We start from the raw sequence: 26,378 nt of genomic DNA, 5'->3' as shown, positions 1-26,378 counted from the left end.
CAGGTCCCCGCACAAAGTCAAAACCGCGGCCCCGGCAACTCAACGGGTGATGGTTAAAAAATTAAACAGGTGAAGGAGAATAATATGCGTTTAGCATCCCGATTTGGACTTACTCATTCCATTCGTCAGGAACGCCCACTGACTAACGATGAATTAGTCAAGGTTGTACCTTCTGTGTTTTCAGAAGAAAAGCATAATTCACGTAGTGATCGCTATACCTATATTCCAACCATTACACTGCTGGATAAATTACGTGAAGAAGGTTTCCAGCCATTTTTTGCCTGTCAGTCACGAGTAAGGGATGAGGATAAACGGGGGCATACTAAGCATATGGTAAGACTTCGCCGTGAAGGGGCCAATAAAGGAACAGAAGTACCCGAAATCATTCTTCTTAACTCGCATGATGGATCGTCCAGTTATCAAATGATCCCGGGTATGTTCCGTTTTGTATGCACAAATGGCCTTGTGTGCGGTACGTCGTTTGGTGAGATTCGTGTACCTCATAAAGGTGATATTGTTGGAAGGGTTATCGAAGGTGCTTACGAAGTTCTGGGAATTTTCGATAAAATAACTGAAGGCGTTGATGTCATGAAGTCTATTGCCTTAACCAAGGAAGAACAGCGTCTGTTTGGACAAGCTGCATTAACCTACCGATATGAAGATGAAAATAAATCTCCGGTCAGTATTGAACAGATAATTCATCCGCGCCGTTATGAAGATAAAAAAGATGACATCTGGACTACATATCAAAGGGTCCAGGAAAATCTGATTAAAGGCGGTTTGCCTGGCCGAACTGAAAAAGGGAAAAGAACAACAACCCGGCCAGTAAAAGCAATCGATGGTGATGTTAAACTCAATAAGGCATTGTGGTTAATTGCGGAGAAATTCCGCACTCTTAAAGGCTATTTATAAGCGCCGGGCAGCTGTCCGGCGTTTTGATGGTGGGAATACTTATGTTTGAATTTAAAGCTGTCTGTATCAGTATTTCACATATGGAAGAAGGTGATATCAGAGTTCTTCAGGTGCTTTCATCAACAACCAATTATCTAACTTGCGATAGTTACTTAGAGTGGATACATGATACACCTTATGGTTGTGTTATAAGGATGTATGATTTCAAACGCCATCTTCTGGCGCTAAAAAGAGGTGGGGTGTCAAAATTTTTACGCAAAAATCTTATACTAATGCACCGGGAGGGTGGGTATCTGCTTTTTCATTTTGATAGTGATGCCGATTATTATCCAGGTATAGATGCCGTAGATTTTTAAGAAATTCAAGCCTTCTTATATCAGAAGGCTTTTTAGTTCATGGCGATTTTCTGATCTTTAGAAGAAGTTCGTTTGCTTGCTTTGATAGCCGTGTAGTAGTAATGGATCTTCTTCGCATACTCGTAACGTCTTGCTGCCTGGCGCGGGGTCTTTTTGAAGCCTGCATTGTATGCCCCGACTGCATCCCACGAAACGCCCCACTTTTTAAACGCCTGAGCCAGATAATAGGCTCCGGTGTAGATGTTAAGACAAGCATCGCTAAGAAGATGATCCGGTTTTATTCCATATCGCGACAGTTCGTTGAAATGCTGCGAGTCAATTTGCATCAAGCCTGATCCATAACCCGTAACAGGATTACGCCCAATCGCATCAATTTTAAATCGTGATTCTTGCCATGATATAGCACGCAGGAGATCCGGATCAATTTTGTAATCCCTGCCAGCCATATCAAAGCAGTCTGCTGCCATTGATGACAATGGTATTAAAGACAGGATGATACCAAACGCTACTCCCTTCATGAATTCCCCTCCGTGCCAAATCCCGGAATAACCTTAACCCATCCAAGACCGAGACTCAACATATATGCACTCCTCACCACAAAATCACCACACCCCACGCAAAATTAAAATTTTGCAGATTTATTATTTAAACCATAGAGTTATGGTCAACTAAATTACACTATCTTTCATTATGTAATATAAATATGAATCGCAGATGAATCGCTAACGATTCACTTATAAATCGTGGGTGAATCAGTAACGAATCAACCCTTATGAAATCTAGCTTTATTGGCGAATTGACTCTAGATTCAATTCGTGGTGTGATTCGCCTTATGAATCGAGTTTCAAGGCGGTGAATCTAGATTCGAATCGCGAATTGAATCGTTGGTGAATCGTCTGAATTGGTTGGCTGTAAATAGTATCAAGATTTCTTTTTATATTAAGGGATGGATATGGCAAAGATACAGGCATATGTTAGCGATGAAGTTGCTGAAAAAATTAATGCCATTGTGGAGAAACGGAAAGCTGAGGGCGCCAGGGAGAAAGATGTTAGTTTTTCCAGTGTGTCTACGATGCTTGTCGAGTTAGGCTTGAGGGTTTATGAAGCGCAAATGGAAAGGAAAGAAAGCGGCTTTAATCAGATGGCTTTCAATAAGATTTTGCTTGAAACAGTTTTGAAGACACAATTTGCAACCAACAAAATTTTGGGAATTTCTTGTTTGAGTCCACATATCTCAGGTAACCAAAAATTTGAGTGGCGATTTATGATTGATAACATTCTGGAAGACACTAAAGAAGTGGTCGATACATTCTTTCCAGAATCAGAAGATGGTGACGAAGAGTAAACTACACAACATTAAGTTATCTAGATTATTAAACTAAAATATAAAAAATAAAAGCGGAATGATCTGCGTATTTTTAGTGACAGGGAAGTGGGTTACATTTATCATAGTTTGAGAGGCTCAGGTCTCACAAAATTTGAGAATCGCTGATGTGAAGGGTTGGCCCCCTTCACATCAGCTGCCCATAGAATCCTGTTGAGGAGGCTCCTATGTGTTCGATGGATCGTATTGAAAACACCAACTGTAGTCAATTGGATTTCTTTCGTGAAATGCAATTAACTGTCAACCTTTCTAGCCATCCTGCTTGTATAAGGCTCCGTGATGGATCCTTTTCCCATTTCAATCATTCTTTCGCTACAACTTTTCTGCACAATATTAACGTTAACATATGGTTTAACCGTTTGGAAATCTCCTCTTCTTTACGTCTGTCAGCTCTTGACGCAGAAGTTTACTCAGGCGATCGAAAAATGCTCGTTGAGGAAAATTTGCCCATTAATGGGAACCGATGGGATTTTATAATAGAACGGATGTCATTTGATGGAACAGAGTTCACTCTGTGGAAGTTCTGTCATCTTCAACGAGGCGGTTTTTTACTGTCTCCTGTTCGCTCAGGTTTTATAAAAAAACTCAACGAATTTAAAAATGCAGTCGGTTTTTTAACTGATGTTCAGATTGAGACTCTGGCTCTATATTCTTTTGGTGCCTCCCACAATCAGATTTCAGAGGTTTTAAATATAGCAATTGGAACATCGAAAAACAGGGTGAATCGTATTCTTGCTGCTTTACCAATCCGCACGAGAGAAGAGGTATTTTATTTTTTATTCGCCAGTGGAATGGCCTTTTCATTCTGTAAGGTTGTTACAGAATTAATTGGAAGTCGCGTTAATAAATTGTTAAATAAATAGTGACCTTTTGTCTATTGTGTTAAGGGGTTTTATTTGTGAGACTACTCCTATTGAAAAGTAGAGTGGAGGTGCAAGTGAGGCGAATGACTACTCGTCCGGCATTAGGTCCATGCGTTAGTTTCAAACTTGATGAAGATACGCATCTGAAATTGGTAAATGCCAAAGAGAGAAGCGGACGTAGTAAGGCTGGGGAGGTTGTGCTTAGGGTTAAGGATCACCTTTTACGCTATCCAGATTTTTATCCAACTGTAACATATAAGAGTGTGAGTTTTGGTCCTGTTGTTATGGCCCGCTTTGATGAGGATACAAACAAAAAACTGATTGCAGCTAAAAATAAAAGTAACAGAAGCAAGTCGCATGAAGTTTATCTTCGTCTCAAAGCACATCTGTTCGAATTTCCTGATTTTTATAGTTCTGAAGTCGAAGTGATAAGGAGGTCAGTATCTGAAACATAAGTAGTCCCGAAGGTATTACCATTTAAACATTATCTATTTAAAAGGAAATAAATATGAATGCTGTATTAAGTGTTCAGGGCTCTGCTGTCCCTGAAAAAACCAAACCGTCTTTTATGTCCCGCGTTTTCAATAAAAAGAAAGCCCTGAAAGCCGCTAAAGTTGTGCTGCCGGTTGCTGCTGTGGCGGCGTTCTTCCCGGATGCTGCGATGGCCACCACCACGGCAACCGACCTGATGAAGTCCGGGGATGCGACCGTTAAAGGCACGTTTGGTAAGCAATCCAGCGTCGTCAAATGGGTGGTTCTGGCAGAAGTTGTCGCCGGCGGCATCATGTACATGATGACCAAAAACGTGAAGTTCCTGTTTGGCTTCGCGATTATTTCCACCTTTATCACCATCGGTATGTCGGTCGCCGGTTACTGACAGGAAGCACGTGATGACGGGAGACGAATTAAAGCGATACCGTTTCCCGGAAACACTGACTAACCAGTCCCGCTGGTTTGGCTTATATCTCGATGAACTTATCCCGGCCGTGATTTGTCTCGGCTGGGGTTTCTGGACCAGCAAGTTCATTTTTGGTATGGCTGCAGCGGCACTGGTTTTCTGGGGTATCAAGAAACTGAAAAAAGGGCGGGGCAGTTCCTGGCTACGCGACCTGATTTACTGGTATCTGCCAACCTCCCTTCTTAAAGGTTTCTTTCATGATGTTCCGGACTCCTGTTTCCGGCAGTGGATTAAATAAATCAACGGGGAAATAACATATGGAACATGGTGCCAGACAAAATACCACTCGCGTTATCGCTGTGGGATTTATCAGTCTGGGGACACTCCTGACCCTCAGTCTTGCGACCAATATTATCCAGGGCATAAATAATTACCGTCTGCAGACGGAACAGAAAGTGGCGGTGACACCGATGTTATTCCGTGCCCCCTTTGCGGTGTCTCAGAACCAGGCTGACGCTTCTTATATTGAGCAGCTGGGCCTGTCCTTTGTTGCCCTGCGTCTGAATGTCACGCCGGAAACGGTTGATGCCCAGCATCAGCAGCTTCTCCGGTATGTATTACCCGCTGCGCAGAACAGCCTAAAGGTCCAGCTGGCTGAAGATGCGAAACGCATTAAAGACAATAACGTTAATGCCACCTTTTATATGACCTCGATCCGTGCGTGGCCGGCAGAGAACCGCGTGGATATCCGGGGTGAGCTGAAAACGTGGATTGGGGATTCCAAACCCTACAGTGAAATTAAAAGCTATGTCATTCAGTTCAGTCGTGTCGATGGTGTCAGCTGGCTGGCGCGTTTTGGAGAAATAAATAATGAAAAAAATTAACCCGTTATTTATTTCAGGTTGTCTGCTGTTGGTCGCCCCTGCGATGTCAGCGACCCTTAGCGGTACGCTGGCGCCGACAGTGGTTCCCCTGACCAATGGCGGTCAGGCAAATATTGCCGTGAGTAACACCGATCCGAATCTGTTCACAGTACCTGGAGATCGCATCACGGCGATAAACAGCCTGGACGGCGGCCTGACAAACCAGGAGCAGACCGACAGCGGCGGCGCCATTCTGGCGACCGTCAGTAAAAAACCATTCACCTTCATTGTGGAAACCGAACGCGGGCTGAACTTCTCCATTCGTGCCGTGCCCCGTGCGGGCTCAGGCCGGACAATTCAGCTGGTCAGCGAGCTGGCGGGTACCCCCGGTCCGGCAAAAGCCTGGGAAGAGTCGAATCCCTATGAATCGTTACTGGTTTCGCTGAATCGCGCCGTGCGTCAGGGCAGCGTACCCGATGAGTATCAGTCTGTCCCCGTCACTTCTGAAGTGCTGCAGGTGCCGGCTGGTCTGCGCGCCACTGCCGATCGGGTCTGGGTCGGTCATCACCTGAAAGTTGTCCGTTACAGTCTGGACAATGTCTCCCTGTCGGCCCGAATGGTGCGTGAAAGCGATTTCTGGCAGCCCGGAACACGTGCCGTCATGTTCAGTACCCCGGCGGGCCTGCTGACTGCCGGTGGTCGCATGCAGATCTGGGTCACGACGTCAGATGAAGGAGTGAAGCGCTGATGGCCAACTTCAACACGCTGATCAAACGTAAGCAATATATCTGGCTGGGACTCATTCTGGCGGGCGGCGCGGCAGCAGTCGGAGGCGGGCTGTATCTGTCAGATCTGAACATGAGCTCTGATGAGGAAGCCCCGACTCAGGGCGAACCCGCACCGGATATGACCGGGGTGGTCGACAGCAGCTTCAACAGTAAGGTGGAGCAGCACGCGACAACAGAAATGCAGGCGACTGCCGCTGATCTCAACAAGCGTTTTGACTCCCTGCAGGGGGAAGTGGACCTACTGAGTAAGGCGCGAACCGCTGACCAGATACGTATCGACAAACTCAGCAGTGACAATGAAGCCATGCAGAATCAGCTGAAGGCGCTGGGCGTGAAACCGGCTGTCTCTGGTGGCGAGCCCGCGCCGACTCCTCCGTCACCGCCACCCGGTCCGGAAGGGGAGCCGCAGCCAGCCAGTTATCCGCCGCAAACCGGCGCCGCGGTACCGCCTCCGACGGCATTCTATCCCGGGAATGGTATGACACCGCCGCCGCAGGTCAGCTACCAGTCTGTACCGGTACCAAACCAGATACAGCGTAAAACGTTCAGTTACGACAAAGGAAAAAAAACGAAGTCATTGCCGTACATTCCGTCGGGGAGCTTTGCAAAAAGCATGCTTATCGAGGGGGCAGATGCCAACGCGTCTGTTACCGGGAATGAATCAACTGTACCGATGCAGTTGCGTATCACCGGTCGCGTGGAAATGCCAAACAGCAAAACCTACGACCTGACAGGGTGTTTTGTGGGCCTTGAAGCCTGGGGCGATGTCTCCAGCGAACGCGCCATTGTCCGTACCCGCAATATCAGCTGTATCAAAGGTGATAAAACCATCGATCAGCCCATTAACGGCCACGTTTCCTTTATGGGGAAAAACGGGGTTAAGGGAGAGGTGGTGATGCGTAACGGAAAAATCCTCGGCTGGGCATGGGGGGCCGGTTTTGTTGACGGGATTGGTCAGGGCATGGAACGGGCTTCACAGCCGGCTGTTGGCCTGGGGGCAACCGCATCTGTTGGCGCCGGTGACGTTCTGAAAATGGGGGTCGGCGGTGGTGCATCTAAAGCTGCGCAGACGCTGAGCGAGTACTACATCAAAAGGGCCGAGCAGTATCACCCGGTCATTCCGATTGGTGCCGGCAACGAAGTTACCGTCGTGTTCCAGGATGGATTCCAGCTGAAAACGATTGAAGAACTGGAAGCGGAAAAGAACGGGCAACAGCAGGCTCAGAATCAGGAGGCGGAGCCGGCACCGCAGGCTGATGCACATCATCAGTCAGGCGGCGGTATGAACGGATTCAATACTGACGAGATGCTGAAGAAGCTGGGCAAACTTGATCCGCGTGAGTTCTCTCCGGGCGCAGCGCCGCAGGGGGAAAATAATGGCTAAGTCTCTCATTACTACTGTTCTGTCAGCACTGCGCTGGGCTCACTGGCTGGTTAAGTGTGCGGTGGTCTATCCGCTGGCCATGATGATGTTACTGGTTGTTCTGGTGTTCCGGACGGGACCGTACACGTTCGGCCAGACGCTGGTGAAAACCGTAGAGTCTGTGCAGCAGGAGGGATATGTCATTCAGGACTGCACGGGGCCGAAAGAACTTAATGGTGATGCGGTGAACGCTCCACTGCCTCCGGTTTTACAGGAAGACTGCACCACCGTCAGTACGGATGCGGCAGGGTATGCAGCATATATCGACCAGAGCTATACGCATAATATTCTCTGGCTCTGGCTCTGGCTGCTGATGGCGGTGGTGTTTACCGGGATGGCTGTGGTTTTCCGTAGGACTCCTGTCCGCAGGGGATTTCTCGGGTGAAGGATGTCAGGGGGGTACCTGCGTAATGAACAGGAAGCAGGAGAAAAGGAGCCTAACACTGTACCTCAATCTGCAAATTATTTAGACCCCAAACTTTATGAGGAGCTTGTAAGGGCTGCTAATAATCTTGCAGAAGCAGTATTCAGGAAGACTGACTGGAAATCGATTTTTAAAAAATAAACAGATTACGGGTGAATATATGAAGGAATTAATGCTGTTAATTCCTCTGGGCAGCGCTTTGCTCTTAACCGGGTGTGCGGGCACAGAGACCGAATTTCAATGTAATGCCACGACGTCGGATACCTGTATGACGATGGAGCAGGCAAATGAAAAAGCGAAGCTGAAAGAGGAACGCAGTGATGCAAAGCCGGCTGCGGCCGGGTTGCCACAACTGGCTGAGGGTAATTTCAGAACCACATCAGTTAATTCGTACCCATTGCCGCCACAGCCAAATTTAATGCGTCCCGGAGCAACGACAACTGCACCGACTAATACAGTAACGTCAGGATTGCTGACGAATAACAGGAAAGTCAGTATGCCGGTGTATCGGCCCGTGGCTGTAGCGCCAGCTGTTCGACCAGTGAGTGTATCAACTTTTACATCGCCGGTGACGGTTCCTGGTAATTATCCCCGGCCATTAAGAAAAGGGGAGGAGACAACGTCATTGTGGATAGCGCCGTATGTGGATGCAGATGATGTATATCACCAGCCAGCAACGGTTCTTTTTGTCGTGACACCATCGGCGTGGGGACAACCTCGCCTTAATTGATTCACAGCGCCATTACTGGCGCTGCAGGAAGTTCTCATTTCTGAATTAAAACGAGTGCCCTCTGCGTTGAAAGGGATGGGCGGTAGCGTGTGAAATGAACGTCGATAACGAAAAATGAAAGGATTTGAAAAATGACTGACTCAATGAAATATCTATGGCTGCTTTTACGCGAAGATTCGTCATATATTTTTATGTTGATGCTGATTGTTGGTTCTGCCGTAATCGTGTCTGCCTTTTTTCAGAGAGTAATCACATCCTGGTGGGGTAAAACCCTCAGTGTGATACTGTGTATGGTGAGTATGATTACTACAGCAACAGGAGTTCTTGATCCTGAGTCAACATATAAACAAATTATAAACAGGAAAGAAAATATCATCTATACGCTGAAAAACTGCAGAGTCTCCGCATTTGAAGCGCAGCAGGCAGGGTTTCTGGCTAAAGCAAAAGATGCCTGGTCTTGCCCGGATGGCGTAACACGGTATATGGATGTGAGATACAGGGATAAGGCAGAGATTAATAAACTCAGTACGGAAGGTAAGTAACGTTATGGATGAATTATTCAAATGGACGATGATGCTGGTATTTTTATTGGCAGGTTATAGCCTGCTGTTTTCTACTGACAGTAATACAGTGCCCGAAGCTCTTTCTCATCACTGGAAAAATGACTGCCGGTTGCTTGAGACCAATATTGATAAAGGGTTTTTCTCTCCTGCGCAAAATCGACTTCAGTGTGGTGATGTTATTGAAAATGTAAGCAAGTCTGATTATGACAGAGCGATGAGTGGCGATAAGCAAACAACTCTCGCAGAGGCAATGAAAGAAATATTCATTCGTTAATATATAAACAGAGGCAATAAAGTATGCATGCCTTTATTTTTCTGGTGCTGATGACGCCGAGTAGTGGTGGTGGAATTTGGGATATTACTCCTATGCCTAATACAGATGTCTGCATAAAAATGCTACGGGTACTCGAAGCACGTGGAGGCAGAGGTTACGGAAGTAATACAGGAGAGTGCATTGAAATTAAAACACGCGAGCCTTTGAACAGCGTGATGGAAACATTGAGTGAGGGTGGGTAAATGGCTGAGTCTCTGTTAATTTTTGATAGTGATGGTTATGTACGACTGTTTTTTGCAATGGCAATCATTATCTGTGGTTACGGCTATGTAATTATGGGTGTTTTTATAAGAGATGCGCTTGCCTATATTTTAATGTTGTTTGGGCTTACAGGTCTCAGTGCTTTATTTTCTTTCATGGTATTTATGGATAAAAACATGTGGGCCGGTTCTCCTGATTTGACGCTGTCAGTAATAACGGGATTTTTTACAGCCACAGTGATCTTTTATATGTTTTATGTCTTGATTTATTCCTTTGATCGGATGGGGCCGGTGAATAGTAAGACCGATGGTCAGTATTAACAATCTCACGTTATTTGAAAGTATGCAGCATAAGGAATAAGAAAGTGAAAGCGTACTATATACTTGGACATAACGTTGCATGGCTTAACGGTATATGCCTGATTCTTTTTTGTTATTGGTGTGGTCGGTGCGCTGGCAATGGTTGCCATCCCTGAAAAATTCAATCTTCGAGTTAACAGAGGCGATACATTCATATACTGTGCGCTTATAGCGGTGGTTGGGTTTTGCGGGATGTTCGTTATCTCCATTCACTCATTTTCGATGGATGAACTTGAAGCAGGTAGACACTGGAAAAACGACTGCAAGACACTTGAAGTAAACATACCGACAGGCGCTTTTACCAGCCCTGTTAATAAACTGGACTGTGATGGCATCATCATTAATGTGCCAGGTGAGCGGTATTATGCGTATATCCATCAGTGGGAATTATACCAGACGAATAAAAAATGAAAGTAAACGTCGCGAACGCGGTTAAACACATTGTTAACTGGGCCTTTCCACTCTTTTTTTGGGGTGGTCTGCTGTATCTTGTTTACGATGATTACAGAGATAACGGTACAGCGACTGAAGAACAGTTATTAATGATTTCTCATGAAATACCCTGTGCCGGTGAGGATTTTCGAACGGCACTCCGTAATAGCCCGGGACCATTAACCCTTCACGATGCGAAGAAAATTGCCGCTAAATGTAACGAGAAACATAAACAACTTAACGCACTGAACAATGTGAACAAATGATCAGGGGATGGATATGATGCTGTTTTTTAGAAAGTATGGGTTTTTGTTTATCCCTCCAGTCTACTGGCTCATCTATCTGGGAGCCAGGCTGACATACAATGGACTGGCAGGAGAGTTTTCTCCTGATTTCCTTCAGGGTATTCGACATGAAGGCCTCTATATTATCTGTAGTCTGTGTGTCTTTTATTTTTTCTGCCTGGAGGTGGAAATTAGTGATGGGGAGTTCTCAGCGAACCTTCTGTTCCTGATTGTTTTCTTTCATGTGGTTTTGTTATTTATCACTCTGCTTATTTGTTTGTGGCAAGGGGCGATGTTGTTGGATGCGATCTTTATGGGTCAGATTATTGCATCCATGTGTTTATTGTTTTTTATTCCAGTGCTTTCCATTATAAGAAGGAGTTTCTAGTGCGGCTGTGAATATTCTTCTTGCCATTTATTACCCTTGTTATTTTGAAATGCTCTTAAAGGAACGCCCGCATGAGTAATAACATCATCGATACTGTCACCCAGGCTGTGAATTCACTGGTGTCAGCACTGAAGCTGCCCGACGAATCCGCGAAAGCCAATGACACGCTGGGCAGCATGAATTTCCCCCAGTTCAGCCGTATTCTGCCCTATAAGGATTATGATTCCGCGACCGGTCTGTTTATTAATAACAAAACCGTCGGTTTTATGTTTGAGGCGCGTCCTTTACCCGGTGCGGATAAAAGTATCGTCGCCACACTGGAGCATTTACTGCGCAGCAAACTTCCCCGGGGCGTCCCGGTCAGTTTTCATCTGGTCTCCAGCAAACTGGTCGGCAATGATATCGACTATGGTCTGCGTGAATTCCGCTGGAGTGGTAAACAGGCTAAGAAGTTTAACGCCATTACCCAGGCCTACTACCTCCGGGCAGCGGAGACGAAGTTCCCCCTGCCTCCTGATCTGGATTTGCCACTGACGCTGCGTAACTACCGCGTGTACATCTCCTGCTGCGTACCCAGGAAGAAGAACTCCACCACGCAAATTGTCGAGATGGAGAACCAGATAAAAATCCTGCGGGCGTCACTGGGCGGTGCCTATATTCCGACGCGTATCCTTGATGCTGCCGGGCTGGTCGAACTGATGCGTGAGCTGATAAACCCGGACCCGCACGAAATGTACCGCGTACCGTATAAGCTGGACCCCTATCAGGATCTGAACTATCAGTGTGTCGATGACAGCTTTGATATGCAGGTCACCGCCGGTCATCTGAAAATTGGCCGCCTGGGGCGCGACGGGAAAGAGTGCGTGACCCGGGTGACGAGCTACCATCTGGAGAGTGATCCGGAAATGGCCTTCCTCTGGACCGCTGCGGACAACTACGCCAACCTGCTTAACCCGGAGCTCTCCATTTCCTGCCCCTTTGTCATCACGCTGACGCTGATGGTGGAGGACCAGGTGAAGACCCAGAACGAAGCCAACCTGAAGTTCATGGACGTGGAGAAGAAAAGCAAAACCTCCTACGCGAAGTACTTTCCGAACGTGATAAAGGAAATGCAGGAGTGGGGCGATATCCGCCAGCGACTGTCGACCAACCAGACCTCCCTGGTGTCCTATTTCTTTAATATCACCACGTACACCGCAGACAGCACAGAGGCCTCTCTCGCCGCTGAACAGCAGGTGCTCAACAGCTACCGTAAAGGCGGTTTCCAGCTTATCCCGGCCCGCTACCATCACCTGCGTAACTTTCTGGCCATGATGCCGTTCAAGTGTGGTGAGGGTCTGTTTAAAGAGCTGCAGGCGGCAGGCGTGGTTAAGCGGGCGGAGACGTTCCAGGTGGCTAACCTCCTGCCGATCGTCGCTGACAGCCCGCTGGCGCCGGCGGGACTCCTGGCGCCCACCTACCGAAACCAGCTGGCGTTCATCGACCTGTTCTACGAGGGAATGAACAATACCAATTTCAACATGGCGGTCTGCGGGACGTCCGGGGCGGGTAAAACCGGTCTGATTCAGCCCCTCATTCGCAGTGTGCTCGACTCCGGCGGGTTTGCCTGGGTGTTCGATATGGGCGATGGCTATAAGTCCCTGTGTGAAAACATGGGGGGCGTATATCTCGATGGCGATACCCTCAAGTTTAACCCATTCGCCAACGTGCTGGATGATGCTCACTTCGACATGTCAGCAGAACGTATACGCGATCAGATGTCGGTGATGGCCAGTCCGAACGGCAACCTCGATGAAGTCCATGAAGGCCTGCTTCTGCAGGCAGTTCAGGCGGCCTGGTTAAGCAAACGTAATCAGGCACGCGTTGATGACGTAGTGCAGTTTTTACAGGACGCGAAGGACAGCGATGAATATGCTGATTCCCCGACAATCCGGGGCCGTCTGGACGAGATGATAATCCTGCTCGATCAGTACACGGTGAATGGGATCTACGGGGACTATTTCAACTCAGATAAACCAACACTCCACGATGATGCCCGGATGGTGGTACTGGAACTCGGTGGCCTGGAGTCGAGGCCCTCTCTGCTTATCGCTGTGATGTTTTCATTGATTATTTACATCGAGAACAGGATGTATCAGTCACCGCGTGGCCTGAAAAAACTGAACGTCATCGATGAAGGATGGAAGCTCCTTGATTTCAAGAATGAAAAAGTGGGGCAGTTTATCGAGAAAGGCTACCGTACCGCGCGTCGACATACCGGCGCATACATCACCATCACGCAGAACATCGTCGACTTCGACTCCCCGACCGCCTCCAGCGCCGCACGTGCAGCGTGGGGGAACTCATCGTACAAGGCCATTCTGAAGCAGTCAGCGAAGGAATTTGCCAAGTATAACCAGCTGTACCCGGATCAGTTCAGCAAGCTGGAGAAAGACATGATTAACGGCTTCGGTTCGGCCAAAGAGCAGTGGTTCTCCTCTTTTATGCTGCAGGTGGAAGCGAACTGCTCCTGGCACCGCCTGTTCGTCGACCCGCTCAGCCGGGCGATGTACTCCTCCAAAGGCCCGGATTTTGAGTACATGCAAGCTCGCCGGCAGGAGGGGGTCGATATCCACGATGCGGTATACGGACTGGCGTGCCGCAACTTTAAAGACGAAATGGCTGAGCTTGAATCCCGAATACCGGTGAATGACATGGAGGATAAACAGTGATGAAAAACAACACCGAACAACCGGTCAGTACGACCTCTCATACCTTTCGCCGGATACCCGTCATCGTTGCTCTCGTGCTTTTCGCCCTGGCAACCAGCGCGTTTCTCTCGCGCGTGGTTCTGGAGTACTCCACGCCGCGGGTGGTGGCTTTTGATATGAAGAAGACGCTCGACAGCTTTATGGACCGTGTCAGTCAGAAGCAGCTGACAGAAGCGCAGTCAAAAGCGCTCTCTGACCGGTTTAACGACGCGCTGGAGAAGAGTCTGGCGGAGTATCAGCAGCAGCATCATGTGGTCATTCTGGTTTCACCTGCCGTGGTTCAGGGCGCGCCCGATGTGACCCGCAACATCCAGCACGACATTGCCCGCCGGATGAAAGGAGAACAGTAATGATACGACTGAAAGACTGTCTGCTCTCCGCCTGCCTGGTATCGCCGCTGACTCAGGCGGCTGATCTCGGTACCTGGGGGGATTTATGGCCCGTCCGGGAGCAGGACATGCTGCAGCTCATCACGCAGCGTCTGCAGTCACTGCAATCCTCTGGCCAGTGGGACCAGACGATGGATGCGTTTAAGCAGCGGGTTATCGAGAACAGTCAGCGGCCGGCACCGGTGGAGGGCATTAAGCGTGCGGAGAAATACGAGCAGCGCTGGTTTGATCCCAGCATCCGCCTGACCGAAGACCTGAAGGACAATGAGGGGCGGGTGTTTGCCCGCAAGGGCGATGTGGTGAACCCGCTTAAAACCGTACCGTTTGTCCAGACCCTGTACTTCATCAATGGAGACGATGCCGACCAGCTGGCCTGGATGAAGCGTCAGGTGCCGGAAACCCTGATGAGCAAAATTATCCTGGTGCGTGGCAGTATCCCGGACACCTCCGCAGCGCTGGACAGCCGGATCTATTTCGACCAGAACGGCGTACTGAGCAAGCGATTTGGCCTGACGGCGGTCCCGGCGCGGATCACGCCGGCGCCATCCGGTGAACGCCTGAATATTGAGACCTTCCCTGTAAAATAAGGATGTTTCTGTGAAAACCCTGACGCTTTTCCTGAGTGCCCTGATGTTGTGGGGGTACAGCCTCAGTGCGGCTGCTGATCCCTCCTGTGAGGGCCGGTTTGTTAACCCGATCACCGATGTGTGCTGGCGCTGCATATTTCCTTTATCACTCGGCAGCGTGCAGGTTGGTAAAGGCGATCTGCCTGATACCAGCAATCCGGGTAGTCCCCTGCAGCTGTGTCCGGCGCCGCCACCGATTTTTGTTCGCCCCGGCCTGGCCATCGGGTACTGGGAGCCGATGGCCATGACGGACGTCAGCCGTTCGCCTGGCTGTATGGTCAATCTGGGGGGCTTCAGTATCAATCTCGGCAAGACCGGTATGGGGACCGCGAGAAAGGACGACAAGCAGGTGAACGGCGCTTTTTATCACGTTCACTGGTACAAGTACCCGCTGACCTACTGGCTGAACATCATCACCTCCGCAGGCTGTCTGGAAGGCGGAGACATGGATATAGCCTATCTGTCCGAGATTGACCCGACCTGGGTGGACAGCAGCCTCACCACCATTCTGAATCCGGAAGCCATCCTGTTTGCCAACCCCATCGCACAGGGGGCGTGCGCGGCTGACGCTATGGCCAGCGCGTTTCATATGCCACTCGATATTCTGTTCTGGTGTGCCGGCTCTCAGGGTTCGATGTACCCGTTTAGCGGCTGGGTAAGCAACGAGTCCAGTCCGCTGCAGTCCTCGTTACTTGTCAGCGAGCGCATGGCGTACAAGCTTCACCGGCAGGGACAAATTATGGAGAGCATCGGGAAGGACAAGGCGGTCTGCTATGAGTATCCGTCCCCGATCATCCCCAAAGAGCGCTGGCGCTATCAGATGGTGAACATGTACCCGGACAGCGGCCAATGCCATCCCGTGGGGCGCAGCGTGATGCGCTGGGAGGCCGGTAAAAATCCACCCAACACCCGTAAGAACTATGGCTATCTGATGTGGCGTAAACGCAATTGTGTCTTTCTCTGACAGGAGTCTCTCATGAAATTAATGAATCTGTTTATGGTCATGCTTTTGCTGACCGGACGAGCAGTGTTGGCTGAAACCTCCTCTGTTACAGACAGAGAATGGCTGAAGCAGCAGGAGAACCTCAGCGAACAGCTGCGCCAGCATCCGGATAAACAGCTGCAGCAGGAGCTTGAGGCGCAAATCAACCGTAATCCTCTGCCCAAATCAGACCGCCAGTTTATCGATAATCTGGTCAGCCAGCAGAAAGCGGCGAATCAGGAAAAGCCAGCAGAAGGGGCGCTGTACTTTGTCTCCTTCTCGATACCTGAAGAGGGGCTGAAGCGGATGCTGCACGAAACCCGGCAGTACGGCATTCCGGCGACACTGCGTGGGCTCGTCAATAACGACATGAAGACCACCACTGACGCGGTGCTGCAGCTGGTGAAGGATGGCGTGACCGACGGAGTGCAGATCGACCCGACACTATATACGCAGTACAGCATCCGGAGTGTGCCGTCTCTGGTGGTACGGTGTCAGGCCGGGTATGACGTGGTACGCGGTAACATTCACGTCAAACAGGCGCTGGAGAAAGTGGCACAAACCGGTGACTGCGCACAGGTGGCCCGGCAGATGCTTGATGCGCCCTCGAATGCCGCCGGGAGCCAGCCATGAAAGATAAACCGTACTTCATGGCGTTACCGGAAATGGTGAGGGATGAGGGAGGGTGTAAATGAAGACGGTTATTTCCGTGCTGACCGCGCATTTTTTTGTCCTGAGCGCCTTCATCTGGCTGGCATCCCCCGCCTGCGCTGACAGTGGAAGTGACTATAAAGCCGGTTCGGATTTTGCGAAACAGGTGCAGGGCAATGGTCTGAACTCACTGAAAAATTTCAGTGGTGAGCAAAACCTGCCGGGGTATACCGACAACCCGGATCAGACAAAATACTACGGCGGCGTCACTGCCAGCGGAGACAGCTCTCTGAAAAGCGATTCAGCCCTGGAGTTCAGCCAGGGAGATACCGGCAAAACGATTACGGAGTCGTTCACGAACCGGCCACCGGATCAGATATCTCAGGATGCGCCGTTTATTCAGGCCGCAAAGGATACAGAATCCCGTGCCGACAGCATTGTCGGTGATACCGGACAGTCCTGTACCGCCCAGGTTGTGAACCGCAGCGAGTTCACAAACCATACCTGCGAACGTGATCTGCAGGTGGAAAATTTTTGCACACGGGAAGCGACCCTGAAGGATAACGCCACCACGCAGAAAGTTAACCGAACCTATCAGCAGGTGGTGACGCTGAATTATGCCCGGAGTACCCGGCAATGGAGTGGCAACCTGACGATCCCGACCAACGGTCGTCTGCTGAATGCCTCGGTGGATGGTGAGCCTCTGGTGATCCCCTGGATTGAAGAATGCGATTCCGAAGGGAAGGTGCGGGATAGCTGCAAGAGTGCAGTCAGTGAAAGCCTGACCCTCTTTGAACGAACGTTCCCCATAGATGTGATCAGCTGGCCACGTTCAGAATCGATGTGTTCAGGCGGTCAGAACACGCATTGTACGAAATATACCTATGACGGGAAGGGGAAGATTCATCAGTCGTTTGGTGTGGACAAAGCGGTTACTGCAGGGCAGAACTTTTCAGTAAGCAAAACATCACGGACCGTATCATCGGGTAGCCAGAAACCCGTACAGGTCACGGTCACCCTGGTGATGGAAGAAACCGAAACCGTCTACGCACCTGAAGTCGTCTGGGTTGAAAGCTGTCCGTTCAGTAAGGATGAAGGAAAAAAAACGGGGGAGGAATGTATCAGTCCGGGAGGAACGCGAACCATCACCCTCGGAGGCAGGGATTACTCGTTCACGGAAGCCTGCTGGAAATATAAGGATACCTGGCTCACGCAGCCGGCGGACAGCGGCTCCTGTGAAATCCTGATGAAAAATACGGCCTGTACTCTGTCATCCCGCCAGTGCGCCTTCTCCAGCGAGGAAGGCACGTGCCTGCATGAATATGCAACGTATTCCTGCGAAACCAGGACGAGTGGCAAGCAAATGATCTGCGGCGGTGATGTCTTCTGCCTTGATGGTGAATGTGACAAAGCCACGTCCGGGAAGAGCAATGACTTTGGGCAGGCGGTATCTGAGCTGGCGGCACTGGCAGCCGCGGGGAAGGACGTCGCGGCACTGAACGGGGTGGATGTCCGGGCCTTCACCGGAAAAGCGAAGTTCTGTAAGAAATTTGCTGCCGGCTTCAGTAACTGCTGCAAAGACAGCGGCTGGGGCCAGGATGTGGGGCTGGCACGCTGCAGCAGCGAGGAAAAGGCGCTGGCCAAAGCGAAAAAAGACAAGCTGACGGTCAGTATCGGGGAATTCTGCTCTAAAAAAGTTCTGGGTATTTGCCTGGAGAAAAAAAGGAGCTATTGCCAGTTCGACTCAAAACTGGCGCAGATCGTTCAGCAGCAGGGAAGAAACGGTCAGCTGCATATCGGTTTTGGCGGCGCCAGCAGTCCTGACTGTCGGGGCATTACCACCGCGGAACTCCAGGGGATTGATTTTAACAAGCTTGATTTCACCAACTTTATGGACGACCTGATGAAAAATCAAAAAATACCGGAAAACGATGTTCTCACCAATAAGACCAAGGAACGAATTAAGGAAATCATGAGTCAGCAATCCGCGCAATAAACCATGCTGACTAATAAAGAGACCGATAATCATGAAAATTAATTTTCACAAACAGCCTGCCATTGATTTTGTCCTGAGATTAACGCTGACAATAATCATTATTTCTCCGGTGATTTATTTCTCCTGGGATGCCGTCAAAGGGACGTCGGGGAATGATTATGTCGAGAGTGTGGTTTTTATTGTTGCGGTTGGTTTTTTCTGGTTCGTGAGCTATCTCTTTTTTAGTTCGCTTGCCGCGTTGTTACGGAAAAAGACGGAGGAAGAATGAAGACGGTGCGCAGGTTTAATAAGTTTAAAGATTGGTTCAGGTTAGCAGGGGTAATCCTTATTCCTGTTCTGTTGATAATTAACATGGCAACGTTATTAACGAGCGATGCTGGGTTCGTAATTGTTAGATCTTTATTGTTTATTTTTGTTCTCACGATTATAGCAAGACGATTACAGCCATAAAGACGGGCGTCACCGCTTTAATCAGCAAAACAGACAGGAGTGTTCATGGAAGAGAAAAAAGCCTACGGGCTGGTCATGGTTTTTGTCGGGGTGTTTGTCTTTTTCCTGGTCAACATTATGTCGTACAGCCTGTGGCGGGACAGACAGGTTAACGCATTTATGACCACCAACCGGGCCTGGGGGATCCAGTGCGACACTGTTTCTCAGGCCGCGTGGGTGGTCAGGGACGGGGAGCGGGTGGACCTTCAGATAAATCATCTGCCTCTGTACTGCAGCGGTTACCGCTTTGAAGCCCGTGATGATGCAGGAAAGATACAGCGCCAGCTCGATAAATACAGTGTCTATCAGCATCTGTCACGCCAGTCGCAATAATTCATAAAAGGGTATTTGCCATGCGAACAATACATGCCGCCATGCTGGCGGGATGCCTTTGCTGCGCCCTGATGCCGGCTTTCGCCAAAGACGCGGGCTGGCAGTGGTACAACGAGAAACTTAAGCCCCATGATGAGGAAAGGAAAGCCGCACCAGCGGCACCACCGCCGCAAATGGATATTCTGGAGAAACTCGCCACACTCCAGGCGGCCACCAAACGGTCGTTGTACGAAGCCATTCTGTATCCATCGTCTGAAAACTTCGTTAAGTATTTCCGGCTGCAGAACTACTGGACGCAGCAGGCAGGTTTGTTCTCGATGAGTGCGAAGAAAGCGATGCTGGAAAACCCCGAACTCGATTACAACCTGCAGCACAGCTACTACAACGGCACGGTAAAAAACCAGCTCGCTGCCGACTATGCCGAACAGCGACAGGCTATCTCCACCCTCGCACAGCACTACGGCGTGATGTTCTTCTACCGGGGCCGGGAAGCGATCGATGGCCAGCTGGTCCAGGTGATTAAAAATTTTCGCGAAACCTATGGCCTGAGCGTGATACCGGTGTCGGTTGACGGAGTGATTAACCCCATGCTGCCCGATAGCCGGACGGACCAGGGCCAGGCAGAGCAGCTTGGCGTGAAGTTCTTCCCCGCGATGATGCTGGTTAACCCGAAAAGTGGCCAGGTGAAGCCTCTCAGTTACGGCTTTATCAGTCAGGACGACCTGGCGAAACAGTTCCTCTATGTCTCCAGCGACTTTAAACCGAATTTCTAAGGAGTGTGTCATGCGAAATATTCGTTTTCCGGATTTAGATATCACCGGGATGTGGGTGCTGGCCGTGGGCGTGTTTTTCCACCTGATAGCCAGGCTTGTCAGAAAACAGCCTGAGCTGGCCGTCCAGGCCGGGGAAATCTTCGGGCTGGGTATGGTGGTGTTCGGGGGATACCGCATTCTAAACGCCCTGATTGCTGAAGCCGAAAAAGAGGAGAAAGCCTGTGAAAAACAGCCTGATGAACCTCGCTAAGACGCCGCTGGCGGCACTGGCGCTTTCCCTTGCACTGGCCGGGATGGCACATGCGGGAACGCTCGATGAGGTGAAGTCGCTCTGGGATCCGCGGGGTATCTCCGGTACTGAAACGGCCTCCCCGCAGAGCGACACTCCCCAGGCGGTGAGCGGGGCATCTCAGCCACGCTGGTTACGACTCAGCAACGGAAAGCAGGTGGACCTGCGCGACTGGAAAGTGGTGCTGTTCATGCAGGGACACTGTCCCTACTGTCATAAATTTGACCCGGTGCTGAAGCAGCTGGCCGGACAGTATGGCTTCTCCGTGTTCTCTTACACCATTGACGGACAGGGTGATGACGCGTTTCCGGAAGCGCTGCCGGCGCCTCCTGACGTGATGCAGACCTTTTTCCCCAATATCCCGGTGGCGACCCCGACTACGTTTCTGGTGAACGTAAACACGCTGGCAGCGTACCCGATCCTGCAGGGCGCCACGGATGCACAGGGCTTTATGGCCAGAGTGGATACGGTATTTCAGATGATGCATTAGCCTCTGTTATATCCGGTCTTAGCAAGTGATTAAGGAAAATAGCCATGAACAAATATATACGTTCGACGGGACTGTACGCGTTTTTATTTCCAGCAAGTTTAAAGGACTCCGGGCAGACAGCAGCCGAAAAAATTGAACAACTGAAGCCGGAATTTATCCACCGGGAAAGGCGTCTGGAAATCTATCTGGAATTATTCATTGTGTTTCTCACTGCAGGTGCTCTGCTGTTATGGATAATGAGATTTTTATTTAATATCTGCGTGGATGACTGGATAGCCAGCGGCGACCTGCGAGTAAAAGACCTGTGGAATATTATGATGTACGCCATCCCTTATGCGCTGATTGCTGTTGGGGGGGGGTTCTTTGTTGCCGGAGTGACATTAGCGATCCGCAATTTTTTCAGTTATCACCTGAAGACCCTTTTTATTCTGAGAAATGACAGAGTTAAAAAGAATGCTGTGCGTAATGGAGGACTGGATGCGAATTAAACTTCTGTCACTCTTCTGCGGTGCCGTGCTTGGCCTGTCATTTAGCGCCGCCGCCGACGTGAATGGCGATATGAACAACTTCTTCAATAAGCTGGGCTTTGCGTCCAATACCAGCCAGCCGCAGGTCTGGCAGGGACAGGCTGCGGGTTACGCCTCCGGCGGTTCGCTGTATGCCAGAACGCAGGTGAAAACGATCCAGCTGGTCAGCATGACGCTCCCTGATATTAATGCCGGCTGCGGAGGGATTGATGCCTATCTAGGGTCATTCAGCTATATCAACAGCGAGCAGCTGCAGAGGTTCGCAAAACAAATCATGAGCAACGCCGCGGGGTACTTTTTTGATCTCGCTTTGCAAACCACGGTACCGGAGATTAAAACCGCAAAGGACTTCCTTCAAAAGATGGCCACTGACATGAACAGCATGAACCTCAGTTCCTGCCAGGCTGCTCAAGGAATTGTGGGTGGCCTGTTTCCTCGTACCCAGGTCGCTCAACAAAAGGTCTGCCAGGACATTGCCGGTGAAAGCAATATCTTTTCGGACTGGGCCGCCTCGCGCCAGGGTTGTACGGTGGGCGGCAAGATGGACAGCGTCCAGGATAAGGCCAGCGATAAAGACAAAGAACGTGTGATGAAAAACATCAACATCATGTGGAATGCCTTATCGAAGAACCGGCTCTTCGACGGCAATAAGGAGCTGAAGGAATTCATCATGACGCTCACCGGTACGCTGATTTTCGGGGAGAACAGTGAAATCACGCCGCTGCCGGCACGCACCACTGACCAGGATCTGATTAGAGCCATGATGGAGGGCGGCACGGCTAAAATCTACCACTGCAATGATTCGGATAAGTGTCTTAAGGTCGTTGCTGATGCGACCGTGAGCATCACTTCCAATAAAGCGCTAAAAAGCCAGATTTCCGCTTTGTTAAGCAGTATCCAGAATAAAGCAGTGGCTGATGAAAAACTGACGGATCAGGAGAAAGGGTTTATCTCCAGCACCACCATTCCGGTATTCAAATACCTGGTCGATCCGCAGATGCTCGGGGTGTCTAACTCACTTATTTACCAGCTGACGGACTATATCGGCTACGACATCCTGCTGCAGTACATTCAGGAACTTATCCAGCAGGCCCGGGCGATGATTTCAACCGGTAATTATCCCCAGTCGACAATGGATATGATCATGGAAAACCTCAATCAGGCGAGTGTCCAGATTGCCGCTTTTCAGTCCCGTGTTCAGGTTCAGCAGGACGCCTTGCTTGTGGTTGACAGACAAATGAGTTACATGCGCCAGCAGGTCTCTGCCCGCATGATGACCCGCTACCAGAATAACTATCATTTTGGGGGGAATCTGTAATGCTTGAGATATATGCCATTGCTGGCGGCGACTGGTTACGGGGCAACCTGAACGCGATTGCGGCGTTTATGGGGACCAGCACATGGTCGACTATAGAAAAGATGTGTATCGCCATCTCGGTACTCATTGTGGCGGGGAACTGGGTAAAAAAACACAACGTAATGGACCTTATTGGCTGGGTCTTTTCCCTCACCCTGGTCTCTATGCTGGTTGTCATTCGTACCCCTGTGCAGATCATCGATTACAGTAACGTTGCGCAGGTCTATGAAGTCGATAATGTGCCTATTGGTCTGGCGATTCCGGCGTCGCTGACAACACGGGTAGGAAACGCGCTTATCCAGAGTTATGAGATGGTCTTCGCTCTGCCGGACAGTGTCACGTACAGTAAAACGGGGATGTTATTTGGCAGTAATCTGGTCGCGAAAAGTACGGATTTTTTGTCACAAAATCCTCAGATTACGACGCTGTTTTCCGATTACGTACAAAACTGTGTGATGGGCGATATTTTCCTCAATCATAAGTACTCTTTTGAGGAATTACTGAATTCACCTGATCCGTATACCCTGATTTTTGCAAACCCGAGTCCACTGCGTGGCGTGTTTGACAAAAACAACCAGTTCCAGACATGCGAGGAGGCCTCACGGGATCTGAAATCGGCTCTCGCGCTGGATACTCAGACAGGCGGTAAAACCTGGAACTACTATGTTCGTCAGTTGTTTGGCGGCAAACCTAATCCCGATCTGCTTTTCAGCCAGATGATTGGCGACAGCTACAATTACTTCTACAGCTCGGGACAGAGCGCCGGGCAGATTATCCGCCAGAACGTCACGATGAACGCCCTGCGCAGTGGGATCCAGAGTTATGCGGCCCGCAGCGGGGACACCGCCAGTCTGGTCAATATGGCTAACACATCATCCCTTGAAAAGCAGCGGCTGGCACAGGCCACAATGGGGCACCAGGCGCTTCGCACACTTCCGCTGATGCAGACCGTTATCATGGGGATAATGATTGGGATGTTCCCGATCATGGTGATGGCCGCCATGTTTAATATGATGACGCTGCAGGTGCTAAAGGGGTATGTGTTTGCGCTTATCTGGCTGCAGACGTGGCCATTACTGTTCGCCATCCTGAACAGCGCAATGGCCTACTATGCGAAGCAAAATGGCGTCCCAGTCGTTCTCTCTGAGTTGTCGCAGGTTCAGCTCAAAAACTCGGATATTGCGACCACCGCGGGCTATATTGCCGTGATGATACCGCCTTTGTCGTGGGGGATCGTGAAGAGCATGGGAGCAGCCTTCTCCAGTGCCTACAGCCATTTTTCTTCATCGGGTCTCAGTGCAACATCGCAGGCTGCCTCCGGCGTGGTGGACGGCAATTACTCGTTTGCCAACATGCAGATGGAGAACGTCAGCGGCTACAGCTGGGGTACCAACAGCACAACCAGTTTCGGACAGATGTCGCGGCAGCTGGCGAATGGAGGCATGAGCACGCAGACGCGGGATGGCTCGATGGTCTGGGACAGTGGTGGTGCAATGTCAAAACTGCCGGTGGATATCAACGTCGGTCGTCAGATAGCCAGTGCGCAGCAACAGATGGCCCGTGAGTCTGATGTCCAGGCCGAAAGTGCGCTGCATGGCTATAACAGCAGCGTGACAAGTGCCTGGAATAGTCTGCAGCAATTTGGCACCAATAAAGGGAACAGTGCATCAACAACGACCGGGGCCGATACTACCGAGTCTTCGCAGGATTCGATGGCCAGAAGCAAGATGATGAATGCTGTAGATTCGTATGCTAAAGCTAACCATATTAGCCGTGATGAAGCATTCGGCCAGCTTATGGACAAGTCAGTGAGAGGTGATGTTTCTGGCGAGGCTTATGTAGGAGCCAGAGGTGGTGTTGGATTCGAGCTCTTTGGTAATGGCGGTAAAGCTGAATTCGGTGGGAGGATGTCGGCGAGAGGGACAGCAAGTTCTGGATCTCAAGACAATACTACTGAGTCAGGACGCCAATCTAATGCTGACAATCATGATACCAGCAGTCAGGCAGTTAAAGACTTCAGAGAGTCTTCTGATTACTTCATCAACCAGAAATCAAGCCAGTCTGGAAACATCACTGATAACAATGCATCTTCTCGGGTTGATCAATTTTCCGCCTCTTTGGCCAGTGCGAAAAATAGCTATGACCAGTACACGACGAGCAAAACACGTAGCCATGAGTATAGTGAGATGGCCTCACGAACAGAAAGCATGAGCGGCCAGATGAACGAAAACCTGACTCAACAATTTGCTAATTTCGTACAGAAAAATGCCCCACAAAATGCTGAAGCTATTCTTACTGACACGTCTTCACCTGAAATCGCTGCCCAAAGGGAGCAACTGGCTCGTGAATTTGTGAAACAACAGGTTGAACCTAAAGTTGATGAGGCGTACCAGGAGGGCAGAAGAAACATTGGCGCAAATATGCCATCAGTTTCTGAAGGTAAAGGAAGCGGTACAGTATATGCGGACTACAACTCTCACGGTGATAGTATCGATGAGATGACCAAAAATGCAGGTATCAAAAATGATGTTCACCAATCGGTTGAACACATGGTTAGCGAAAACCAGCAAGCTCATAAGGATAGGCAAGATAGCATACATAAGCAGGAGGATGATGTTCAGAATGAACACACTCGTCTGGAAAACCACCATAATTTGGAAGGAAATAAATTTGAGAAAGAATACAATGACAAAAAGGCTGAACAGAGAGCACTTCCTGGAGCGGATACAAGAGACGAACTCCTAGCTAAGGCCCAGGAATTTGAGCGGAAGCATAAGCCCTAACTAAGGGGGGAGGAAAGTAAAATATGAAAATGATTGCTTTGCTACTTATTCAGGGTATATCGTGCCTATTAGCAGGATGGCGAGTATCAGAGACTATTTTTATAGTTGTAGCATCCGCGATGTGGTTGTTGGTGTTCAAATATGTTTTCATTAAAGTTGGTGCGAAAACAAAACGCCCAGTGCCTGATGTTAATAATCTTTATCTTGTTCTGACCGGAGTCTGTTGTATTGTTAATCCCATTGCCTGTTTGATAAGTATTGTTTTATACCCACTTTGGATTATGAATAAAGCACTAAAGTTTGCATCTGTGAAATTTAGTAATGATAATGAAAGTGCATTCGAAAATGGGATCGGCAGGAATTATGTCGGGAGAACACAATCATTGACAACCTTACCATACAAGGAAATGCTCTCCGAGCGGGAGTTTATGAGTTATCAGCTTGAGCATTGTTCTGACGGTTCAGTCAACCTCGACCAACCTAATAGTACATGTAGCAGTGCTATGGGGCCATATGGAAATGAGATATCTATAAATACCCATGATATTAATCCTGCGAGTGGGCTTCCTATGATTGAAAATGTAGACGTTGCAGGAAACGTGTATGGTATAGATCGGAATCATTAACAAATGATTAAGTCAATTTGACCACTAAAACTCAGCAGCGAGAGTGGCTGGTTTTAAAAAATGCCCCCCTCAAATTTGGCCTATCAATTATGGTGGTTAGTTGGTAGGCTAAAAA

General features: G+C 49.5%; 34 protein-coding genes and 2 pseudogenes. 35 read left to right on the top strand and 1 reads right to left on the bottom strand.

The annotated features are described in order from the left end of the window. Positions 1-84: 84 nt before the first annotated feature. Entirely contained in the window at positions 85-912 is an 828-nt protein-coding gene (locus tag ABLV54_RS07580) for a DUF932 domain-containing protein (RefSeq protein WP_023307552.1), read from the top strand. Positions 913-938: 26 nt separating this feature from the next. Further along, positions 939-1,268: a DUF5983 family protein gene (locus ABLV54_RS07575; protein ID WP_011977736.1), complete on the top strand. Its 330-nt coding sequence runs from the start codon at positions 939-941 to the stop codon at positions 1,266-1,268. A 32-nt stretch (positions 1,269-1,300) separates the two neighbouring features. On the opposite strand, the gene ABLV54_RS07570 is transcribed toward ABLV54_RS07575, so the two are convergent. Beyond that, the gene (locus ABLV54_RS07570; protein ID WP_001568108.1) at positions 1,301-1,786 is read right to left on the bottom strand and encodes a transglycosylase SLT domain-containing protein; all 486 of its coding nucleotides are present in this window, start codon (positions 1,784-1,786) and stop codon (positions 1,301-1,303) included. A gap of 434 nt (positions 1,787-2,220) precedes the next feature. On the opposite strand from ABLV54_RS07570, the gene traM reads away from it, so the two are divergent. From traM to ABLV54_RS07405, 33 genes and pseudogenes are all read left to right on the top strand, one after another. After that, positions 2,221-2,613, top strand: a complete 393-nt coding sequence (traM, locus tag ABLV54_RS07565; protein WP_032436755.1) for a conjugal transfer relaxosome DNA-binding protein TraM — start codon at positions 2,221-2,223, stop codon at positions 2,611-2,613. A gap of 206 nt (positions 2,614-2,819) precedes the next feature. Continuing rightward, a complete protein-coding gene (locus ABLV54_RS07560) occupies positions 2,820-3,515 on the top strand; it encodes a transcriptional regulator TraJ family protein (protein ID WP_023307551.1) in 696 nt (231 codons plus the stop codon). Positions 3,516-3,598: 83 nt separating this feature from the next. Beyond that, on the top strand, positions 3,599-3,970 hold the full coding sequence (locus ABLV54_RS07555) for a TraY domain-containing protein (RefSeq protein ID WP_004208838.1): 372 nt from the start codon (positions 3,599-3,601) through the stop codon (positions 3,968-3,970). A 53-nt stretch (positions 3,971-4,023) separates the two neighbouring features. Continuing rightward, complete coding sequence (traA, locus tag ABLV54_RS07550) at positions 4,024-4,392, top strand: type IV conjugative transfer system pilin TraA (protein ID WP_023307550.1); 369 nt, start codon at positions 4,024-4,026, stop codon at positions 4,390-4,392. 13 nt (positions 4,393-4,405) lie between these two features. Continuing rightward, on the top strand, positions 4,406-4,711 hold the full coding sequence (gene traL / locus ABLV54_RS07545) for a type IV conjugative transfer system protein TraL (RefSeq protein WP_004178059.1): 306 nt from the start codon (positions 4,406-4,408) through the stop codon (positions 4,709-4,711). 19 nt (positions 4,712-4,730) lie between these two features. Beyond that, positions 4,731-5,297: a type IV conjugative transfer system protein TraE gene (traE, locus tag ABLV54_RS07540; RefSeq protein ID WP_004152602.1), complete on the top strand. Its 567-nt coding sequence runs from the start codon at positions 4,731-4,733 to the stop codon at positions 5,295-5,297. Beyond that, positions 5,284-6,024, top strand: a complete 741-nt coding sequence (traK, locus tag ABLV54_RS07535; RefSeq protein WP_004152497.1) for a type-F conjugative transfer system secretin TraK — start codon at positions 5,284-5,286, stop codon at positions 6,022-6,024. The genes traE and traK overlap by 14 nt, the downstream gene beginning before the upstream one ends. Continuing rightward, positions 6,024-7,448, top strand: a complete 1,425-nt coding sequence (gene traB, locus ABLV54_RS07530) for an F-type conjugal transfer pilus assembly protein TraB (RefSeq protein WP_023307549.1) — start codon at positions 6,024-6,026, stop codon at positions 7,446-7,448. The genes traK and traB overlap by 1 nt, the downstream gene beginning before the upstream one ends. Continuing rightward, positions 7,441-7,860, top strand: a pseudogene (gene traP, locus ABLV54_RS07525) (conjugal transfer pilus-stabilizing protein TraP); the annotation flags it as partial. The gene traB and the pseudogene traP, both read left to right, overlap by 8 nt. 211 nt (positions 7,861-8,071) lie before the next feature. Then, positions 8,072-8,641, top strand: coding sequence for a type IV conjugative transfer system lipoprotein TraV (traV, locus tag ABLV54_RS07520; RefSeq protein ID WP_023307547.1), 570 nt, complete (start codon positions 8,072-8,074; stop codon positions 8,639-8,641). A 131-nt stretch (positions 8,642-8,772) separates the two neighbouring features. Beyond that, complete coding sequence (locus ABLV54_RS07515; protein WP_023307546.1) at positions 8,773-9,183, top strand: hypothetical protein; 411 nt, start codon at positions 8,773-8,775, stop codon at positions 9,181-9,183. A 4-nt stretch (positions 9,184-9,187) separates the two neighbouring features. Then, positions 9,188-9,478: a hypothetical protein gene (locus ABLV54_RS07510; protein WP_032423381.1), complete on the top strand. Its 291-nt coding sequence runs from the start codon at positions 9,188-9,190 to the stop codon at positions 9,476-9,478. Between the two features lie 23 nt (positions 9,479-9,501). Continuing rightward, the gene (locus ABLV54_RS07505) at positions 9,502-9,720 is read left to right on the top strand and encodes a hypothetical protein (protein ID WP_004171484.1); all 219 of its coding nucleotides are present in this window, start codon (positions 9,502-9,504) and stop codon (positions 9,718-9,720) included. Continuing rightward, positions 9,721-10,059 (top strand): hypothetical protein, encoded by a 339-nt coding sequence (locus tag ABLV54_RS07500; protein ID WP_032436750.1) that lies wholly within the window; start codon positions 9,721-9,723, stop codon positions 10,057-10,059. A 44-nt stretch (positions 10,060-10,103) separates the two neighbouring features. Further along, positions 10,104-10,509, top strand: a pseudogene (locus tag ABLV54_RS07495) (hypothetical protein). After that, positions 10,506-10,796: a hypothetical protein gene (locus ABLV54_RS07490; RefSeq protein WP_023307542.1), complete on the top strand. Its 291-nt coding sequence runs from the start codon at positions 10,506-10,508 to the stop codon at positions 10,794-10,796. The pseudogene ABLV54_RS07495 and the gene ABLV54_RS07490 overlap by 4 nt, the downstream one beginning before the upstream one ends. A gap of 7 nt (positions 10,797-10,803) precedes the next feature. Then, positions 10,804-11,202, top strand: coding sequence for a hypothetical protein (locus tag ABLV54_RS07485; protein WP_072158599.1), 399 nt, complete (start codon positions 10,804-10,806; stop codon positions 11,200-11,202). Positions 11,203-11,273: 71 nt separating this feature from the next. Beyond that, entirely contained in the window at positions 11,274-13,913 is a 2,640-nt protein-coding gene (gene traC, locus ABLV54_RS07480) for a type IV secretion system protein TraC (RefSeq protein WP_016528865.1), read from the top strand. Next, the gene (gene trbI, locus ABLV54_RS07475) at positions 13,913-14,302 is read left to right on the top strand and encodes a type-F conjugative transfer system protein TrbI (RefSeq protein ID WP_065953841.1); all 390 of its coding nucleotides are present in this window, start codon (positions 13,913-13,915) and stop codon (positions 14,300-14,302) included. The genes traC and trbI overlap by 1 nt, the downstream gene beginning before the upstream one ends. Beyond that, positions 14,302-14,928 (top strand): type-F conjugative transfer system protein TraW, encoded by a 627-nt coding sequence (traW, locus tag ABLV54_RS07470; protein ID WP_023307538.1) that lies wholly within the window; start codon positions 14,302-14,304, stop codon positions 14,926-14,928. Before trbI ends, traW begins: the two co-directional genes overlap by 1 nt. Positions 14,929-14,971: 43 nt before the next feature. Beyond that, a complete protein-coding gene (gene traU, locus ABLV54_RS07465; protein ID WP_015065634.1) occupies positions 14,972-15,931 on the top strand; it encodes a conjugal transfer pilus assembly protein TraU in 960 nt (319 codons plus the stop codon). Positions 15,932-15,943: 12 nt separating this feature from the next. After that, positions 15,944-16,582 carry a type-F conjugative transfer system pilin assembly protein TrbC gene (gene trbC, locus ABLV54_RS07460; protein ID WP_015065635.1) on the top strand — a complete coding sequence of 213 codons (639 nt, stop codon included), beginning with the start codon at positions 15,944-15,946 and terminating at the stop codon, positions 16,580-16,582. A gap of 58 nt (positions 16,583-16,640) precedes the next feature. Then, a complete protein-coding gene (gene traN / locus ABLV54_RS07455; protein WP_023307537.1) occupies positions 16,641-18,596 on the top strand; it encodes a type-F conjugative transfer system mating-pair stabilization protein TraN in 1,956 nt (651 codons plus the stop codon). A gap of 31 nt (positions 18,597-18,627) precedes the next feature. Further along, positions 18,628-18,864, top strand: a complete 237-nt coding sequence (gene trbE / locus ABLV54_RS07450; RefSeq protein WP_032436746.1) for a conjugal transfer protein TrbE — start codon at positions 18,628-18,630, stop codon at positions 18,862-18,864. Beyond that, a complete protein-coding gene (locus ABLV54_RS07445; RefSeq protein ID WP_032436745.1) occupies positions 18,861-19,046 on the top strand; it encodes a hypothetical protein in 186 nt (61 codons plus the stop codon). The genes trbE and ABLV54_RS07445 overlap by 4 nt, the downstream gene beginning before the upstream one ends. A 45-nt stretch (positions 19,047-19,091) precedes the next feature. After that, positions 19,092-19,418 (top strand): hypothetical protein, encoded by a 327-nt coding sequence (locus ABLV54_RS07440; protein WP_032436744.1) that lies wholly within the window; start codon positions 19,092-19,094, stop codon positions 19,416-19,418. Positions 19,419-19,438: 20 nt separating this feature from the next. Beyond that, entirely contained in the window at positions 19,439-20,191 is a 753-nt protein-coding gene (gene traF, locus ABLV54_RS07435) for a type-F conjugative transfer system pilin assembly protein TraF (protein WP_015065637.1), read from the top strand. Positions 20,192-20,201: 10 nt separating this feature from the next. Further along, complete coding sequence (gene traQ / locus ABLV54_RS07430; protein ID WP_004144400.1) at positions 20,202-20,441, top strand: type-F conjugative transfer system pilin chaperone TraQ; 240 nt, start codon at positions 20,202-20,204, stop codon at positions 20,439-20,441. Continuing rightward, on the top strand, positions 20,413-20,970 hold the full coding sequence (gene trbB, locus ABLV54_RS07425) for a type-F conjugative transfer system pilin assembly thiol-disulfide isomerase TrbB (RefSeq protein WP_004152678.1): 558 nt from the start codon (positions 20,413-20,415) through the stop codon (positions 20,968-20,970). Before traQ ends, trbB begins: the two co-directional genes overlap by 29 nt. A 44-nt stretch (positions 20,971-21,014) precedes the next feature. Then, positions 21,015-21,458 (top strand): F-type conjugal transfer protein TrbF, encoded by a 444-nt coding sequence (trbF, locus tag ABLV54_RS07420; RefSeq protein WP_032436741.1) that lies wholly within the window; start codon positions 21,015-21,017, stop codon positions 21,456-21,458. Continuing rightward, positions 21,436-22,815, top strand: coding sequence for a conjugal transfer pilus assembly protein TraH (gene traH / locus ABLV54_RS07415; protein ID WP_072158600.1), 1,380 nt, complete (start codon positions 21,436-21,438; stop codon positions 22,813-22,815). Before trbF ends, traH begins: the two co-directional genes overlap by 23 nt. After that, a complete protein-coding gene (gene traG, locus ABLV54_RS07410; protein WP_023320108.1) occupies positions 22,815-25,637 on the top strand; it encodes a conjugal transfer mating-pair stabilization protein TraG in 2,823 nt (940 codons plus the stop codon). The genes traH and traG overlap by 1 nt, the downstream gene beginning before the upstream one ends. A gap of 23 nt (positions 25,638-25,660) precedes the next feature. Further along, positions 25,661-26,263, top strand: coding sequence for a hypothetical protein (locus ABLV54_RS07405; RefSeq protein ID WP_023280878.1), 603 nt, complete (start codon positions 25,661-25,663; stop codon positions 26,261-26,263). Positions 26,264-26,378 lie beyond the last annotated feature (115 nt).

Source organism: Klebsiella sp. JB_Kp042, from assembly GCF_040065275.1.
In the GTDB taxonomy this organism is placed as follows: Bacteria; Pseudomonadota; Gammaproteobacteria; order Enterobacterales; family Enterobacteriaceae; genus Klebsiella; species Klebsiella quasipneumoniae.
The sequence above is the reverse complement of the archived record's forward strand: the minus strand, read 5'-3'. Positions and strand labels throughout refer to the sequence as shown.